Consider the following 15255-nt stretch of genomic DNA (forward strand, 5'->3'; position numbering starts at 1 on the left):
TCCGCGATGTTGGCTGACACCTGCTAATCACTCCCTGCCGTCACGGCTCTCAACCATGCCCTATCAAAGCATCTCATCCCCCGCGTCCAATGTTATTCTGCAAAGTTGTAAACACCAAGTTTGCAAACTATACCCACGAGCATGCCCGCCTACCGCACCTTTGCAGGCTCCAGCCTGCGTGCCATCCGGACGTTGAAGCGGCTTCGCCAGGCGGAAATGGCGCAGACGTTGGGGATCAGCGCCGCCTATCTGTCCCAGCTGGAGAATGACGATCGCCCGCTGACAGCCGCCTTGATCGACAAGCTGGAACGCCACTTCCCGTCCGAGTGGCGTGGCGCACCGCGGGCGCAGGCCGAACCGCTCCATGTCGCGCTGCATCATGCCATGGCCTCGTCGGGCATGAGTGGCGACTTGTCCTCCTCGAAGATCAGGCGGATCGCCGAGCAGCATCCAGAGTTCGCCGCGCGCTTCATCGATCTGGAGCGCTCCGCCAAGCAAAGTCTCCAGCGCCTGGCCATGCTGGACGAGGCACTGGGCGTGGGAAATCTCGCCGGAGGACGTCTTCCGTGGGAAGAGGTCCGGGACTGGTTCAGCGATTCCGACAACTACGTCGATACGATCGACCGCGCGGCCGAGGCGTTCTCCGGCCAGTTGTCGGGCGAAGCGGTGACCCCCTCGATCCAGACGTTGACGCAGTGGCTCGATCAGCGCGGTGTGGATGTCCGCTTCGCTTCGCACGGGCCCCTGCGACATTTCGATGAGGCGGCACGCACGCTGACCGTGAACTCCGCGCAAGCGCAGGACAGCTTGCGGTTCCATCTAGCTTGGCACGTGGCGAGCATTGTGTTTCGCGAAGAGATAGCGGCGATTATCGCCAACGCCGTGGTGACGTCGGACACGTCACGCAATCTTCTGTCGATCGGCCTTGGCAATTACGCGGCCGGTGCGATCCTGATGCCGTATGGCGCGTTTCGCCTTATCGCTCGGGACTATCGCCATGACATCGATCGTCTGCGCCATGCCTTTGGCACGACATTCGAACAGGTCTGCCATCGTCTCTCAACATTGCAGCGCCCGGGAGAGTTGGGCATTCCGATGTACTTCTGCCGTGTTGATATCGCGGGCAACATTACCAAGCGCCATTCAGCGACACGGTTGCGTTTTGCCCGGTTTGGCGGGGCCTGTCCGTTATGGGTGGTGCACGAGGCCGTCGCCGTTCCGGACAGAATTCATGTCCAACTGGCGGAGATGCCGGATGGCGTTCGCTATGTTTCGATCGCGAAGGGGCTGGTCAAGCAAGGGGGCAATTACACCCAACGCCCGCACCGCCATGCCGTGGCGCTCGGCTGCGAGACGGATTATGCCGATGCTTTCATTTACGCCGACGAACTGAATCTCAGCAGTTCGTTCTCAGCTACAAAGATCGGCACGTCTTGCCGCATCTGCCCAAGGACCGACTGTTCTCAGCGCGCGTTTCCGCCCAGTGATCGCGAGATTTCGGTCGACGTCAATCGGCGTGACATCGTGCCCTATGAGATCGGCGGCTAGTTGTCAGTCAGCGCGACGCTTCCTTTGAAAGGGAAGCGTCGCGCTGATAATTGATTGCGTTAACGCGCGCCCGTTTATTCGCTTTGCGGGGTGCGAGCCTTGCGGCGCGGCTTGGCAGAGGCAGCCTTTGCTTCGCCACCATCTTGCGCCGCCGTGCCGGCATCAGCGCCCTGATCCGACGATGAAGAATTGAATAAGCCAAGCCTCTTGCGCGCCTTGCTAGGCGCCGCTTGTTCGCCAGCAGCCGCATCCGATGCTGCGGCCTTTGCAGCAGGAGCCTTGCCCGCGGCGGACTTCGCAGCGGCGGCAGGCTTACGCCCACGCTTGGGAGCGCTCTTTGCTTCGGGCGCAGCGACAACCGGCGCGTTTACCGCTTCGGAGACGCCAGCCTGCTCAGCCGGGGTCGATGCCGCGCCAGCCTCTTCCACCTTTGCCTTCCGACGCGGGCTGCTGGGCGCGGTCTGCGTCTTTATCGTGTCATCAGCTTGTACCTTTTCGGCCTGCGCGGGCTTGCGGCTGCCCAAGCCGATCTTCTGCGCTACAGCGCGGCGACGTGCAGCATATTCAGGTGCAACAAGCGGATAGCTGGCAGGGAGATTATAACGCGAGCGATAATCGTCCGGAGTAAGTCCGTGCGACGCTAGGTGGCGCTTCAATGTCTTGTAAGGCTTACCGTCAATCAGGCTGAGAATATGCTCAGGCGATCCCACGCTCTTGCGGACCGAAACGGCCGGCGTGAAAGTCTCCGGCGTTTCCTCCGCAACCGCAGGAACGGCGCTTTCCACCAAAGCCGAGCGCGTCGTACGGATCAAGCCCGCCAGCTCACCCGCTCCGACCGAATTGTTCGACAGGTACGCGCTCAACAACTGGACGGTCAGCGCGGTGACATCTTGGCTCTGGTCAGCTTCGGGCATTCGGATGGTCTTTCATTTGCGACGCGAGAAAGCTCTATAATAGAAAGATACGACATCTTGGCAATACAGTAATCAACTGCCCGATATATTTCATCTCGGACCTGTAACTTTTGAGGACGGTCTGGCTAGGCGCTAATGACGGCTTTCACAATGTGATCGACCATAAGAACAGCCATTTTGCGCAAAACAATCAGCTGATCGGGTTTGATGCCAAGGCGTCCATTGTCGACGATATCGGCTTAAGTCGTTGTTGAAGTTAGCGATAATCGTACATGCCTGATCGGACGCGCTCCCGGTAAGCATTTCCATGTCTTGAGCATGATCCTCGCCAGCCAATCCAGCAGGAGGTCGATAGATGTTAGTGCGAGGGTTCCACCGGCAACTGGGGCGTGCAACTCTGGTCGATCGGCGCCCGAGCAGCATCGCGATACTTCAGTCGCTTTCCGCAGCCGCTCTGGCGTTCTGGCAGGACTTAGCAAAACTTGCTCTTTTTTCGGAGGGTCTCGTTTCCGTGACGCTATCAGGCGAAAACGACCACTGTTTCGCAACTATACTGGCTTCAGCTGCTCGACCCAACGATTTCGAAACATAGATGATATCCAAAGCCGAGACCCGCTGATGGCAGTGGTGATCCGAGCCAGGGCCGAAGGCCTAAACGGTGGGAGCGACTTCTTTCAACTTTTGGCCGTAAGAATACGATTGTAGAGCGCCAAATATTCGTCTGCCATGCGATCGACGTGGAAACGGCGTTCGACACTCGCTCGCACGGCTTTCCGATCGAGCGATCCCACGGCGGCAATCGCCCGCACCGCCTCTTCGTTGCTATCCACCAGGAAACCATTGACGCCGTGCTCGATAATCTCGGTCATAGAACCACGTCTTGAGGCGATCACCGGCGTACCGCAGGCCATTGCTTCCACCACGGAAAGCCCGAAAGGTTCATCGAAATCGATCAGGTGAAGCAGCGCGCGTGCCTGACCCAGGACCTTCAGGCGCTCTTCGCCACCGACTGCCCCATGATACCGTGCGTTCTCGCCAAGTCGGGAGGTTACTTCGCGGGCGAAATATCCATCATCCTGTACGATGCCGTAAAGATCGAGCGCCCGCCCGCATCGCCGCGCCACGTCCAGCGCATGGTGCGCGCCCTTGTCGGGATGCATTCGGCCAAAGAACAGCAGCGTATCGCTACCCGCCTCGTCGAAAGGGAAGCTTTCAATATCGATACCATGGTGGATCGTTGCGGCGTATTTCAGGGCAGGATGCCTGTCCGCCTCGCTGATCGCCACATAGTGAACGCGATCCTGATAGGGCTTGTACATCGGGAGGATGCGGTCGGACGAAAAGCCGTGGATCGTCGTGACCATCGGCGTGTCGACAAGCTGAGCAAAGGCGTGGGCCGGGAAATCGGCCTGGTTGTGGATCACATCGAAGTTATCGGCCTGCTCGAAAAGGTGAGCGAGGTGGCGATGCTCCCACACTTTGGCGTCGATCGACGGATCCTCGCTGTAAGGCGCCGGCACGACGCCATCCAACTTGGCCGACGTCAAGCTGTCTTGCGTCGCGAACAAAGTGACATCTGCGCCTTTGCGCACCAGCGCTTCGGTGAGCAGGCTGGTGACGAGTTCCCACGGGCCATAATGGCGCGGCGGGGTGCGCCAGGCGATTGGCGCCAGCATGGCGATGCGCATCAGTATTTTCCCGTCAGTCTGAAGATCACGCCCTCATCCGCCGCAACAGTTCCGGTTGTGGCGTCAGATTTCGCGAGTGTAGAAGCGATTGTCTCACCCAGGCCATAGCCCTGGGGCGTCGCAAACCCCCGCGCTTGCGAGCTTAGGTTGAGAACGATCAGCAGCGTCTCCTCTCCTGCTTGCCGAATGAAGGACAAGACTTCGTCGTCCGCGTCCGTCAAGGTGAAGGAACCAATCGTCAACGCCGGAGAACTGCGCCGCAGCGCGAGTAGTTTCTGATAGAGGCGCAGCATTGAATGTTCATCCGCACTCTGCGCGGCGACATTTCGGGCACGCCAGTCATCGTTCAGCGGCAACCACGGCTCGGCGGTGCTGAAGCCGGCGAACGGCGCATCGTTCCAGGGCATCGGCGTGCGAGACCGATCGCGACCGATCCCTCGCTCCGGCTCTCGCAAGTGCTGGGGATCGCGCATTCGTTCCGGTGGAATCGTCACCTCGCCGATGCCGAGTTCATCGCCTTGATAGAGCGTGGGCGTACCGCGCAAGGTCAGCAGCAGCATCGCCGCGACCCGCGCCTGCGCCTCACCGACGCGCGCAGCGATGCGGGGCGCGTCGTGGCTGCCGATAACCCAGTTGGGCCAACCAAACGCCGGCAACGAACCTTCGTAATCCGCGATAATTTGCCGAAGCGAAGCCGCATCCCACGGATTTTCGATCAATTGGAAGTTGAACGGCAAGTGCACTTGCGGCTGTTCTGGGGTGCCAAACCATTTGGCATGGCGATCGTTGGGTAGAAATATTTCCCCGACCAGAACCCGGTCCCCATAACTGTCAGCAAGACGACGCATCTCCGCTGAAATCGTGTGCGCTTCGGGTTGATCGGTCGAGTGAAGCTGGATCAGCTTGTCGCGCTCTCGCACTTCGGGCGTCCATGCCGGATTGAGTGGATTGTCCGGGAACGCTTCATGCTTGACCATGTGCCAGATCACATCAATGCGGAAGCCGTCCACGCCGCGATCCAGCCAGAACCGAAGCACATCGCTCATCGCCGCGCGCAGTTCCGGGTTGCGCCAGTTAAGGTCCGGCTGTTCTTTCAGGAACGCGTGTAGGTAGTATTGCCCGGTCGCCTCATCCCATTCCCAGGATGAGCCGCCAAAATCACTGATCCAATTGTTGGGCGGGCCACCGTCCGCACCGGCATCACGCCAGATATACCAGTCTCGCTTCGGATTATCGCGGGACGAGCGGCTTTCGATAAACCACGGATGTTGGTCCGAACTGTGATTGGGCACGAAATCCAGCAGCAGCTTCAGACCACGAGCATGGATTTCGCTGATCAGCCGATCAAAAGTAGCCAAATCCCCGAAGAGCGGTTCGATCCCGCAATAGTCGGCCACGTCGTATCCGAAGTCGGCCATGGGCGAAGGGAATATGGGCGACAACCAGATCGCATCGACGCCCAACTGCGCAACATAGTCCAGCCGCGCGATCACACCGGCAAGATCACCGATTCCGTCTCCGTTGGAGTCCTGAAAAGATCTGGGGTAGATCTGATAGATCACCCCCCGCTCCCACCAGGGCGTGTCGCGTCGTTCTGCCATCACGCCGACGAAAGGCGCGGGGCCGGCGATGGTTCCTAGTCACGGGATGATGATAGCGCTTCCTGCCATAGGATAGGGCCAGCGATCATTAGCCCTGAACTTGTGAACCGCCATGACCTCCGCGCGTTACTTGGCCAGGATCAAGGAGTTCATACGATGCCTGCAAAATCTGCCGCTCAGCAGAAAGCCGCCGGAGCCGCTTTGTCAGCCAAACGTGGCGACACGCCCAAGAGCAAACTTCAGGGCGCGTCCAAATCGATGGAAAAGTCGATGACGGAAAAGGAGTTGGAAGAGCTTGCCTCCACAAAGCGGAAGGGCAAGCCGGAGCATAAAGCCAAAAGTTGACGGCGATGTAGGCCGCCTCAGCGGCCGAATACGACCGTCCGCGTTCCGTTCAACAGTACCCGATCTTCCAGATGGAGCCGCACCGCTTCCGCCAAAACACGGCGTTCGATGTCGCGCCCCTTGCGTACCATATCCTCAGGCGTGTCGGCATGCGTCACCGCTTCCACGTCCTGGTGGATGATCGGCCCTTCGTCTAGGTCGGCCGTGACGTAGTGCGCCGTCGCCCCGATCATCTTGACGCCGCGGGCATGGGCCTGGTGGTAGGGTTTCGCGCCCTTGAACCCGGGCAGGAACGAGTGGTGGATGTTGATGCAGCGACCTGACAGATATCCCGCCATCTCGTCGGACAGTATCTGCATGTAACGCGCCAGCACCACCAGTTCGGCCCGCGTTTCCTCCACCAAGGCACGGACTTGCGCTTCCTGCGCGGCCTTGTTGTCCTTGGCTACGGGCAAGTGATGGAACGGAATATCGCCGATCATTTCGGAATTGATTGCCTCGCGCGGATGATTGCTGACGATCGCCACCACATCCATCGCGATCTCACCGATGCGACGGCGATAAAGCAAGTCCGCCAGGCAATGGTCGAACTTGCTCACCATCAGCAGCACGCGCCGCGGGCGATCGCGCCGCTGCATCGACCAGGCCATCCCATATTCGTGCGCGATCGGGCCGAAGCCTTCGCGGATATCCTCACGATCGGCAGCGCCCGGATCAAAAGCGACGCGCATGAAGAATTTGTCCTGGGCGCGGTCGTTGAATTGCTGCGCCTCGATGATGTTGCCACCGGCCTGAGCCAGGTAACCCGTCACCCGGGCGACGATGCCGGGGCGATCCTTGCAGGACAGCGCCAGGATGAGCGGCTCGGCCATCAGCAAGCCTCAGGCCGCGACGGCGCGCTTGGCCAGCGCGGCCTCGCACTCGCCCATCAGCGCCGCGATGATCTCTGCCACGGGCTCTTCCTTCGTGACCATTCCGACCGACTGGCCGGCCATCAGCGAACCGTTCTCCACATCACCGTCGATCACAGCGCGGCGCAAGGCGCCCGCCCAGTAATGCTCGATCTGGAGTTGCGCCTCCATCATGGCCACACTTTCGTCATCCAGCAGCTTGGCCACCTCGATCTGCTTGGCGGTGAATGCCTCGGTGCCCTTGTTCTTCAACGCGCGGACCGGGATCACCGGCAGGCGCGCGTCCACTTGCACGGAAGCGACCGCATCGCGGGCGGAAGCGCGGAAGAACGCCTGCTTGAATGCGGCGTGCGCGATGGACTCAGTTGCACAAGCAAAGCGGGTGCCTAGTTGCACGCCCGCCGCCCCCATCTCCAGGTGACCGGCGATCGCTTCACCCCGGCCGATCCCGCCCGCCACGAAGATAAGATGATCGGCTGCGAGAGAAGGGAGAATCTCCTGCGCCAGCACGGATGTGGACACCGGCCCGATGTGGCCGCCCGCCTCCATGCCTTCGATCACCAAGGCATCCGCGCCAGATCGCAACAGCTTCTTGCCCAGCGCGAGAGTGGGCGCAAAGCAGATGACCTTCGCCCCGCCCGCCTTGATCGCTTCCACGCTGCCTTTGGGAGGGATGCCGCCCGCCAGCACGACGTGGCCCACGGCATGGCGGCCGCATACCGCGATCAGATCGAACAGTTGCGGGTGCATGGTGATGAGGTTCACGCCGAACGGCTTCGCCGTCAGCGCCTTGGTCGCCGCGATCTCTTTGTCCAGCAGTTCAGGCGTCATGGCGCCGCAGGCGATTACGCCGAAGCCGCCGGCGTTGCTGATCGCCGAGACCAGATTGCGCTCCGACACCCAGGACATCGCGCCGCATAGGATCGCATATTCGCTGCCGAAGAATTCTGCGCCACGCGCCATCAACGCTGCGGTCTTGGTATAGGCGCTCATGACTGCTCCGGTCGGCAAGAGGTGGAGCGCGCCTTTAGGCTGACCCGGCCCGTCGCACAAGTCGCGCAGGCCGGGGATCGACTGGATCAGGCCGGGGCGTCCATCCCGTAGGCGGTGTGCAGCACGCGCACGGCCAGTTCGGTCTCGTCCGAATCGATCAATACCGAGACCTTGATCTCGCTGGTGGAAATCGCCTCGATGTTGATGCCGCGATCCGCCAGCGTCTGGAACATGGTGGATGCGACGCCCGCATGACTGCGCATGCCCACGCCTACGACGCTGACCTTCGCCACCTGATCGTCCGCGATCAGGCGGTAGTAGCCGATCGCTTCCTGGCGCTCTTCCAGCAAGGACTGAGCGCGCGGCAGATCGGCCTTGGGCACGGTGAAGGTGACGTCCGTCTCGCCCTTTTCCTTCGCCACGTTCTGGATGATCATGTCGACGTTGATGTTCGAATCAGCCAGCGGCGTGAATATCCCGGCCACCGCACCGGGACGGTCCGGCACGCGGGTCAAGGTGATCTTGGCTTCGTTCTTGTCGGCAGCGATGCCGGTGATCAGCTGGCGTTCCATGTCGCTTCCTTCCTGTTCCGCATTGGCCAATTCTTCATCACTGACGATCATCGTGCCGGGCAGCGTATCGGCGGCAGGCGCGTCCTCGTCGATAAACGAGGAGAGGACTTGCACCCGCACCTTTTCCTTCATCGCGAGGCTGACCGAACGGGTTTGCAGCACCTTCGATCCGACCGAGGCCAGTTCCAGCATTTCCTCATACGTCACCAGCGGCAACTTGCGCGCCTTGGCGACGATGCGCGGATCAGTGGTATAGACGCCGTCCACATCCGTATAGATGTCGCAGCGATCGGCCTTGACCGCGGCGGCGACCGCGACAGCCGAGGTGTCCGAGCCGCCCCGGCCCAGCGTGGTCACCCGGCCTTCGGGCGATACGCCCTGGAATCCCGGGATCACCGCGATCTCGCCCGACGCCATGGAGGCGATCAGCGCGTCGGCATCGATATCCTCGATCCGGGCCTTGGCATGGGCGTCGTCAGTCTTGATCGGCACTTGCCAGCCAAGCCAAGAACGCGCCTTGCAGCCCAGGGCCTGCAGCGTGAGCGCCAACAAGCCGGATGTAACCTGCTCACCACTGGCGACGACGACGTCGTATTCCGCCGGATCGTACAGCGCGCTGGCCTCGCGGCAGAAGTTCACCAGTCGATCGGTTTCGCCCGCCATGGCCGAAACTACGACGGCAACCTCGTGGCCTGCTTCCTGCTGGCGTTTGACGATGCCCGCCACACGCCGGATGCGCTCGGTGCCGGCCATCGAAGTGCCGCCGAATTTCATCACGATGCGCGCCACGGGGCGGTACCTCCTGTGATCGCCGGGTTTACCGTCCGGGCCAGTGGATTAGAGTCGGGCGCGCTGTTAGGGGGTGCCCATGAACAATGCAACCGCCGCAACGCAACAGACCATCCGCCCGCAAGAAGCCGCACACTTCGGCGCGCTCGCGGCGCAGTGGTGGGACCCCAAAGGCTCATCGGCGATGCTCCACCGGCTGAACCCGGTTCGACTGGGCTTCGTGCGCTCGGCGGTGGACGCGTATTTCGGCACCGATCCGCGCAGCCTCAAACCCCTCGCCGGCAAGCGGGCGCTGGATGTCGGCTGCGGGGCCGGCCTGTTGACAGAGCCTCTGGCAAGGCTCGGGGCCGCCGTCACCGGGATCGACGCCGCCGCCGAAAACATCGCGGCAGCGCGGGCGCACGCGGATGAGATGGGCCTTGCGATCACCTATCACGCGGATGAGATCGCGCACGTCGCCCCGCAAGAGCAGGACCTGGTTTGCGCCATGGAGGTGATCGAGCATGTCGGCCACAAGGCCGCGTTCGTCGGATCGTTGGCGAATGCCCTGGCACCCGGCGGGTTGATGGTCATCTCCACCCCGAACCGCACCTCGCGCTCTCGCCTGCTGCTTGTCGAGGCGGCGGAGCGGTTGGGGCAAGTGCCGCGCGGCACGCATCACTGGGACGATTTCATCACCCCTGACGAACTGCGCGATCTGCTGCTGGCCGCCGGACTGGTCATGGGCGAGCCGCGCGGGATCGCATGGTCGCTGCTGAAAGGCCTGCACGAATCGGACGATCTTGCCCTGAACTACATCGTCACCGCCACGCAGGCGTAGCCCCGCCATTGCCCCTAGGGACAGGGTGAGGCATCGGCTTAGCTCTCGACGGTCATGATCAATTCACTTAATCTTCGCATCTAGCGGGGTGCAGGCAAGTTAAAGCCGTGGCGGGATCCACTCTGTGGCAAGGAGGGGTAACCAACTGCATCGACTGACGCATTTCGATATCGCGCGACGTTTCGATACGCCAGCCAAGCGTGCCGTGGCGCGGATCACGCTGGGTGTGGCGTGCGGGCTATTGATGATCGGCTTGCGGATGCTTGTAGGCATCTGGGCCCCTGGCACCGGCCTGTTCTCCCTGATCTATCCGGCTGTCCTGCTGGCCACGCTTTACGGTCGCTGGGAAGCTGGACTTGTTGCGTTTGCGGTCGCTTTCGGTTGGGCCTGCTACCAGACTTTCGCGATGGGCATCGGCGTCAGGATGGAAACGCAGGCTGCCTCCATCGCCGGGCTGAACGCGCTATCCATCCTTGTCGTGCTGATCTTTGCCGAAACCTTCCGCTACGCCGTGGAGCATGAGCGGCTCCAGCGCGAAGCCGAAATCGAGCGACGCGCGGTGCTTCTGGCAGAGCTGGAACATCGCACGAAGAACAACTTCGCGCTCGTCGCCAGCCTGCTCGAACTGCAAAAGCGGCGTGAGGGCTCAAAGCAGATCGTCCGCGCCTTCGACGATGCGATCGGCCGCGTACGCACTTTCGCAGAGGCTTATACCCACCTCGCCGGGGAGCAAGGCGAAGGCGTGGTGGTGGAAATGCGTCCCTATCTCCATCGCATGGTGGAGCGGGTCAGCGGCGCGATGTTGCCGCCCGAGGTGAAGGTGGAGGCGCGCTGCGCCGATGTCAGCCTGCCGCGCGAGTCGGCCGTGGCCATCGGTCTGTTCGCTAACGAGGCGCTGACCAACTGCGCCAAGTACGCTTTCCCGCAGAGCCGCCCGGGCAAGGTGGTGGTCCATTTCGAAGCGCAGGGAGAGAAATGGCGGCTGGTCATCCGCGACAACGGCGTGGGCAACGCCGCGCCGCCGCCCACGACAACGGGCGGCATCGGATCAAAGCTGCTCGAAGCCTTCGCACGCCAGGCCCGGGCCCGGCACGCTACGCGTTTCGGACCGGAAGGCTGCGAAGTGTCACTCAGTTGCGATGGTGGAGACGCGCGGGCCGCCTGATCATTAGCGCAGCGCCTGCTCCCAGCGCGCAGCGTCGAACCCGACCAGCAAGCCGCCCGGATATTCGACGACAGGCCGCTTGATACAACTCGGGTTGGCCGCCATCAGCTTCACCGCCTTGGTCGCGTCAAGATCGGACTTCTCCGCCTCCGGCAACGCGCGGAACGTGGTGCCACGGCGGTTCAACACCACCTCCCACCCGGCCTGATCGACCCACCGTGCAAGTTGCTCGGGATTCGCTCCCTGCTTCTTGTAGTCATGAAAGTCGTAAGCCAGGCCGTTCTGATCGAGCCATGCCCGCGCCTTCTTCACGGTATCGCAGTTGGGTATGCCATAGAGAGTGATCGTCATGCGCAATTCTTTGCGCGGCGGGTCCAGCCGGGCAAGCGGATATTGCGCAAACTGGACAAAGCGCCCCTGACGCGACAAAGCGCGCAGCCATGAGCGTCAACAGTTTCGGTCGCCTGCTGCGGTTCACGACTTGGGGGGAGAGCCATGGCCCTGCCCTGGGCGCGGTCGTGGACGGGTGTCCCCCGGGGCTGGAGATCGATGAGGGCAAGCTGCAGCCCTTCCTGGATGCGCGTCGGCCCGGCCAGTCAAAGTTCACCACGCAGCGGCAAGAGCCGGATCAGGTCCGCATCCTGTCCGGCGTGTTCGAAGGCAAGACTACCGGCACGCCGATCTCGCTGATGATCGAGAATGTCGACCAGCGATCAAAAGACTACTCCGAGGTCGCCAAGGCCTATCGCCCCGGCCACGCCGACTATGCCTACGACGCCAAATACGGCTTTCGCGACTATCGCGGGGGCGGCCGCAGTTCGGCGCGCGAGACGGCGGCACGTGTCGCGGCAGGCGGCGTCGCGCGCCTGGTGATCCCCGAGGTCTCGATCCTGGCGTATGTCACCGAGATCGGGGGCGACGCGATCGACCGCGCCAGCTTCGACGCGTCCGAAATCGCCAACAACCCGTTCTTCTGCCCCGACGCAAAGGCCGCAACGCGCTGGGCCACGCAGATGGAGGCCGTGCGCAAGTCCGGCTCATCCGTCGGAGCCGTGGTCGAATGTATCGCTACCGGCTTGCCAGCTGGCTGGGGGGCACCACTCTATGGCAAGCTCGATGCAGACCTTGCCGCTGCGATGATGGGCATCAATGCGGTCAAGGGCGTGGAGATCGGAGATGGCTTCGCCGCCGCCCGCCTGAGCGGAGAGCAGAACGCCGACCCGATGTACCCTGGAACAACCGGTCCACGGTTCGACGCCAACCACGCGGGCGGCATCGCCGGCGGCATCTCCACCGGGCAACCCGTGGTGGTGCGCGTGGCTTTCAAGCCGACGAGTTCGATCCTGACCCCGCAGCCGACAATCACCCGTGATGGCGATGCCACCGAGCTATTTACCAAAGGTCGCCATGACCCTTGCGTCGGCATTCGTGGCGCGCCGGTGGTGGAAGCGATGATGGCGTTGGTTCTGGCGGATCATAAGCTGCTGCATCGCGGCCAGTGCGGCTAGCAAAACGTGACGATAAGGCAGTATGTTCAACTGATCGCCACTGCCACTCATCTCGCCGCGAGTGATCGCTAAACTCGATCAGGTCCATCGGACCTTTGGGCTACCATCTGCCTTCGCCCTCTCCTATCTCCCGCTTCGGACAGTCCAACCAAGTAGGAGTTTTCTGACCCATGGGTATCGTCGGCAGCACCCTCAAGCCGTTCAAGAACACCGCCTTCCAGGCCGGTAAGGACTTCTTTGACGTCACCGAAAAGGACATCGAAGGCAAGTGGGCCGTGTTCTTCTTCTATCCCGCAGATTTCACGTTTGTTTGCCCCACCGAGCTGGAAGACCTGGGTGAGCAGTATGACACGCTTCAGGGCCTGGGCGTGGAAGTGTATGGCGTGTCGACCGACACCCATTTCAGCCACAAGGCATGGCATGACACTTCCGAGACCATCGGCAAGCTGAAGTACGCATTCCTGGGCGACCAGAACCACCGCCTGACCAACAACTTCGGCGTTCTGCGCGAAGAGGCCGGCCTCGCTGACCGCGCGACCTTCGTGGTCGATCCGGACGGCGTGATCCAGCTCGTGGAAATCACCCCCGAGGGCGTGGGCCGCAACGCCTCCGAACTCGTCCGCAAGATCAAGGCCGCCAAGTACTGGCGTGAGCACCCCGGCCAGGTCTGCCCGGCCAAGTGGGAAGAAGGCAGCGAAACGCTGGCTCCCTCGCTCGACCTCGTCGGCAAGATCTAAGGCACTAACGGCCTGGGGGGACCAAGCGCCCCCCAACGCCCACGCACTTCGTCATTCCCGCCAAGGCGGGGGTGGCGAAAGTGGGCAGCAGGCCATCGCAACACATAAGGAACATCACACATGCTCGACGCCACCTTGAAGCAACAGCTCTCGCAATACCTCGCCATGCTGCGCGAGCCGATCGAGCTTGTCGCCTCACTGGGCGACGACGCAAAGTCCGCCGAAACCCGCGAGCTGCTGGAAGCGATCTCCAGCCTCAGCGACAAGGTGACGGCGACGTTCGACGGCGACGATGCGCGCCGCCCCAGCTTCATCATCCGCCGCGCCTCGGACGCCAGCGTCTGGGTTCGCTTCGCCGGCGTGCCGCTGGGCCATGAATTCACCTCGCTCGTGCTGGCGCTGCTGTGGACCGGCGGCCATCCGCCCAAAGTGTCGGACGAGACGCTGGAGGCGATCCGCAGCCTCGAAGGCGATTTTGACTTCGAGATGTATTTCTCGCTCTCATGCCACAACTGCCCCGACGTGGTGCAGGCGCTGACGCTGATGGCGCTCTACAACCCGCGCGTGAATGCCACGCTGATCGAAGGCGGCACGTTCAAACAGGAAGTGGAAACGCGCGGTATCATGGCCGTGCCGGCGGTATTCCTGAACGGTGCCATGTGGGGCTCGGGCAAGATGAGCGTGGAGGAGATCCTCGCCAAGCTCGACACCGGAGCCGAGGCCCGCGCCGCCGCCAAGCTGGCGGACAAGGCGCCCTACGAAGTGCTGGTCGTCGGCGGCGGCCCGGCAGGCGCGGCGGCGGCCATCTACACCGCGCGCAAGGGCTTTCGCACCGGCATCGCCGCCGAGCGCATGGGCGGCCAGGTGCAGGATACGATGGGGATCGAGAACTTCATTTCCGTCCCCTATACCGAGGGCCCGAAGCTGGCGGGTGCGCTGGAACAGCACATCAAGGAGTACGAGATCGACTCCATGAACCTGCTGCGCGCCGAAAAGCTGATCCCGGCCACGCAGCTGGGCGGCATGCACGAAGTTGTGTTCTCGAACGGTGCTTCGCTGAAGGCGCGCTCCGTGATCCTCACCACCGGCGCGCGCTGGCGCAATCTGGGCGTGCCCGGTGAAGCCGAGTACCGCAACAAGGGCGTGGCCTACTGCCCGCACTGCGATGGCCCGCTGTTCAAGGGCAAGCGCGTGGCGGTTATCGGCGGCGGCAATTCCGGTGTCGAAGCCGCGATTGATTTGGCCAACATCGTCGGCCACGTCACGCTGATCGAGTTCGACAGCAAGCTACGCGCGGATCAGGTGCTGGTGGACAAACTACGATCGATGAAGAACGTCGACATCCTGGTCTCGGCCCAATCCACCGAAGTGCTGGGCGATGGCGAAAAGGTCAGCTCCCTCACCTATAAGAACCGCGAAACGGGTGAAGACCACAAGCTTTCGCTCGAAGGCATATTCGTGCAGATCGGCTTGGTTCCCAATACCGAGTTCCTGCAGGACACGGGGCTGGAATTGAACCGGGGTGAGATCGTGATCGACGGTCATTGCGCCACCAACCTGCCCGGCGTGTTCGCGGCGGGAGACGCGACGACCACGCCCTACAAGCAGATCATCATCGCCATGGGCGAAGGCTCCAAGGCGGCGCTCTCCGCGTTCGACTACCT

General features: G+C 62.2%; 14 protein-coding genes. 7 read left to right on the forward strand and 7 right to left on the reverse strand.

From position 1 onward, the window contains the following. Positions 1-141: 141 nt before the first annotated feature. Positions 142-1548 (forward strand): short-chain fatty acyl-CoA regulator family protein, encoded by a 1407-nt coding sequence (locus ACHWRX_RS12490; protein ID WP_183617359.1) that lies wholly within the window; start codon positions 142-144, stop codon positions 1546-1548. Positions 1549-1622: 74 nt separating this feature from the next. Here ACHWRX_RS12490 and ACHWRX_RS12495 read toward each other — a convergent pair whose 3' ends face one another. The 3 genes from ACHWRX_RS12495 to ACHWRX_RS12505 form a co-directional block, all read right to left on the reverse strand. Next, positions 1623-2462: a MucR family transcriptional regulator gene (locus ACHWRX_RS12495; RefSeq protein WP_394659430.1), complete on the reverse strand. Its 840-nt coding sequence runs from the start codon at positions 2460-2462 to the stop codon at positions 1623-1625. A gap of 674 nt (positions 2463-3136) precedes the next feature. Next, positions 3137-4150, reverse strand: a complete 1014-nt coding sequence (locus ACHWRX_RS12500; protein WP_394659431.1) for a glycosyltransferase family 4 protein — start codon at positions 4148-4150, stop codon at positions 3137-3139. Continuing rightward, positions 4150-5751, reverse strand: a complete 1602-nt coding sequence (locus ACHWRX_RS12505) for an alpha-amylase family glycosyl hydrolase (protein WP_394659432.1) — start codon at positions 5749-5751, stop codon at positions 4150-4152. Before ACHWRX_RS12505 ends, ACHWRX_RS12500 begins: the two co-directional genes overlap by 1 nt. 156 nt (positions 5752-5907) lie before the next feature. Between ACHWRX_RS12505 and ACHWRX_RS12510 the strand changes: the two genes are divergently transcribed. Next, positions 5908-6096, forward strand: coding sequence for a DUF3008 family protein (locus ACHWRX_RS12510; RefSeq protein ID WP_058737218.1), 189 nt, complete (start codon positions 5908-5910; stop codon positions 6094-6096). A gap of 17 nt (positions 6097-6113) precedes the next feature. Here the strand turns inward: ACHWRX_RS12510 and purU are convergent, their stop codons facing one another. The 3 genes from purU to ACHWRX_RS12525 all read right to left on the reverse strand — a co-directional run bounded on the left by purU (position 6114) and on the right by ACHWRX_RS12525 (position 9361). Beyond that, positions 6114-6968 (reverse strand): formyltetrahydrofolate deformylase, encoded by an 855-nt coding sequence (gene purU / locus ACHWRX_RS12515; RefSeq protein WP_058736990.1) that lies wholly within the window; start codon positions 6966-6968, stop codon positions 6114-6116. A 9-nt stretch (positions 6969-6977) separates the two neighbouring features. Continuing rightward, positions 6978-8000 carry an NAD(P)H-dependent flavin oxidoreductase gene (locus ACHWRX_RS12520; RefSeq protein ID WP_394659433.1) on the reverse strand — a complete coding sequence of 341 codons (1023 nt, stop codon included), beginning with the start codon at positions 7998-8000 and terminating at the stop codon, positions 6978-6980. Between the two features lie 86 nt (positions 8001-8086). Next, positions 8087-9361 (reverse strand): aspartate kinase, encoded by a 1275-nt coding sequence (locus ACHWRX_RS12525; protein WP_394659434.1) that lies wholly within the window; start codon positions 9359-9361, stop codon positions 8087-8089. Between the two features lie 79 nt (positions 9362-9440). Here ACHWRX_RS12525 and ubiG point away from each other — a divergent pair, with 79 nt between their 5' ends. Next, entirely contained in the window at positions 9441-10181 is a 741-nt protein-coding gene (ubiG, locus tag ACHWRX_RS12530; protein ID WP_394659435.1) for a bifunctional 2-polyprenyl-6-hydroxyphenol methylase/3-demethylubiquinol 3-O-methyltransferase UbiG, read from the forward strand. Between the two features lie 124 nt (positions 10182-10305). After that, positions 10306-11346 (forward strand): sensor histidine kinase, encoded by a 1041-nt coding sequence (locus ACHWRX_RS12535; protein WP_394659436.1) that lies wholly within the window; start codon positions 10306-10308, stop codon positions 11344-11346. A gap of 3 nt (positions 11347-11349) precedes the next feature. Here ACHWRX_RS12535 and ACHWRX_RS12540 read toward each other — a convergent pair whose 3' ends face one another. Continuing rightward, the gene (locus ACHWRX_RS12540; RefSeq protein ID WP_394659437.1) at positions 11350-11697 is read right to left on the reverse strand and encodes an ArsC family reductase; all 348 of its coding nucleotides are present in this window, start codon (positions 11695-11697) and stop codon (positions 11350-11352) included. Positions 11698-11786: 89 nt separating this feature from the next. Between ACHWRX_RS12540 and aroC the strand changes: the two genes are divergently transcribed. The 3 genes from aroC to ahpF form a co-directional block, all read left to right on the forward strand. Further along, positions 11787-12854: a chorismate synthase gene (gene aroC / locus ACHWRX_RS12545; RefSeq protein WP_394659438.1), complete on the forward strand. Its 1068-nt coding sequence runs from the start codon at positions 11787-11789 to the stop codon at positions 12852-12854. A gap of 170 nt (positions 12855-13024) precedes the next feature. Continuing rightward, a complete protein-coding gene (gene ahpC, locus ACHWRX_RS12550) occupies positions 13025-13591 on the forward strand; it encodes an alkyl hydroperoxide reductase subunit C (protein WP_394659439.1) in 567 nt (188 codons plus the stop codon). 120 nt (positions 13592-13711) lie between these two features. Beyond that, a partial coding sequence (ahpF, locus tag ACHWRX_RS12555; RefSeq protein ID WP_394659440.1) for an alkyl hydroperoxide reductase subunit F occupies positions 13712-15255 on the forward strand: 1544 nt, incomplete at its 3' end.

This window comes from uncultured Novosphingobium sp. (genome assembly GCF_964277725.1).
GTDB classification, from domain to species: domain Bacteria; phylum Pseudomonadota; class Alphaproteobacteria; order Sphingomonadales; family Sphingomonadaceae; genus Novosphingobium; species Novosphingobium fluoreni.

What these genes read in the sequence shown, in the direction of transcription:
- ACHWRX_RS12505 (WP_394659432.1), bottom strand. Translation starts at nt 5,751, where the DNA reads ATGGCAGAACGACGCGACACGCCCTGGTGGGAGCGGGGGGTGATCTAT.
- purU (WP_058736990.1), bottom strand. Translation starts at nt 6,968, where the DNA reads ATGGCCGAGCCGCTCATCCTGGCGCTGTCCTGCAAGGATCGCCCCGGC.
- ahpC (WP_394659439.1), top strand. Translation starts at nt 13,025, where the DNA reads ATGGGTATCGTCGGCAGCACCCTCAAGCCGTTCAAGAACACCGCCTTC.
- ACHWRX_RS12540 (WP_394659437.1), bottom strand. Translation starts at nt 11,697, where the DNA reads ATGACGATCACTCTCTATGGCATACCCAACTGCGATACCGTGAAGAAG.
- ubiG (WP_394659435.1), top strand. Translation starts at nt 9,441, where the DNA reads ATGAACAATGCAACCGCCGCAACGCAACAGACCATCCGCCCGCAAGAA.
- aroC (WP_394659438.1), top strand. Translation starts at nt 11,787, where the DNA reads ATGAGCGTCAACAGTTTCGGTCGCCTGCTGCGGTTCACGACTTGGGGG.
- ACHWRX_RS12510 (WP_058737218.1), top strand. Translation starts at nt 5,908, where the DNA reads ATGCCTGCAAAATCTGCCGCTCAGCAGAAAGCCGCCGGAGCCGCTTTG.
- ACHWRX_RS12495 (WP_394659430.1), bottom strand. Translation starts at nt 2,462, where the DNA reads ATGCCCGAAGCTGACCAGAGCCAAGATGTCACCGCGCTGACCGTCCAG.
- ACHWRX_RS12520 (WP_394659433.1), bottom strand. Translation starts at nt 8,000, where the DNA reads ATGAGCGCCTATACCAAGACCGCAGCGTTGATGGCGCGTGGCGCAGAA.
- ACHWRX_RS12500 (WP_394659431.1), bottom strand. Translation starts at nt 4,150, where the DNA reads ATGCGCATCGCCATGCTGGCGCCAATCGCCTGGCGCACCCCGCCGCGC.
- ACHWRX_RS12490 (WP_183617359.1), top strand. Translation starts at nt 142, where the DNA reads ATGCCCGCCTACCGCACCTTTGCAGGCTCCAGCCTGCGTGCCATCCGG.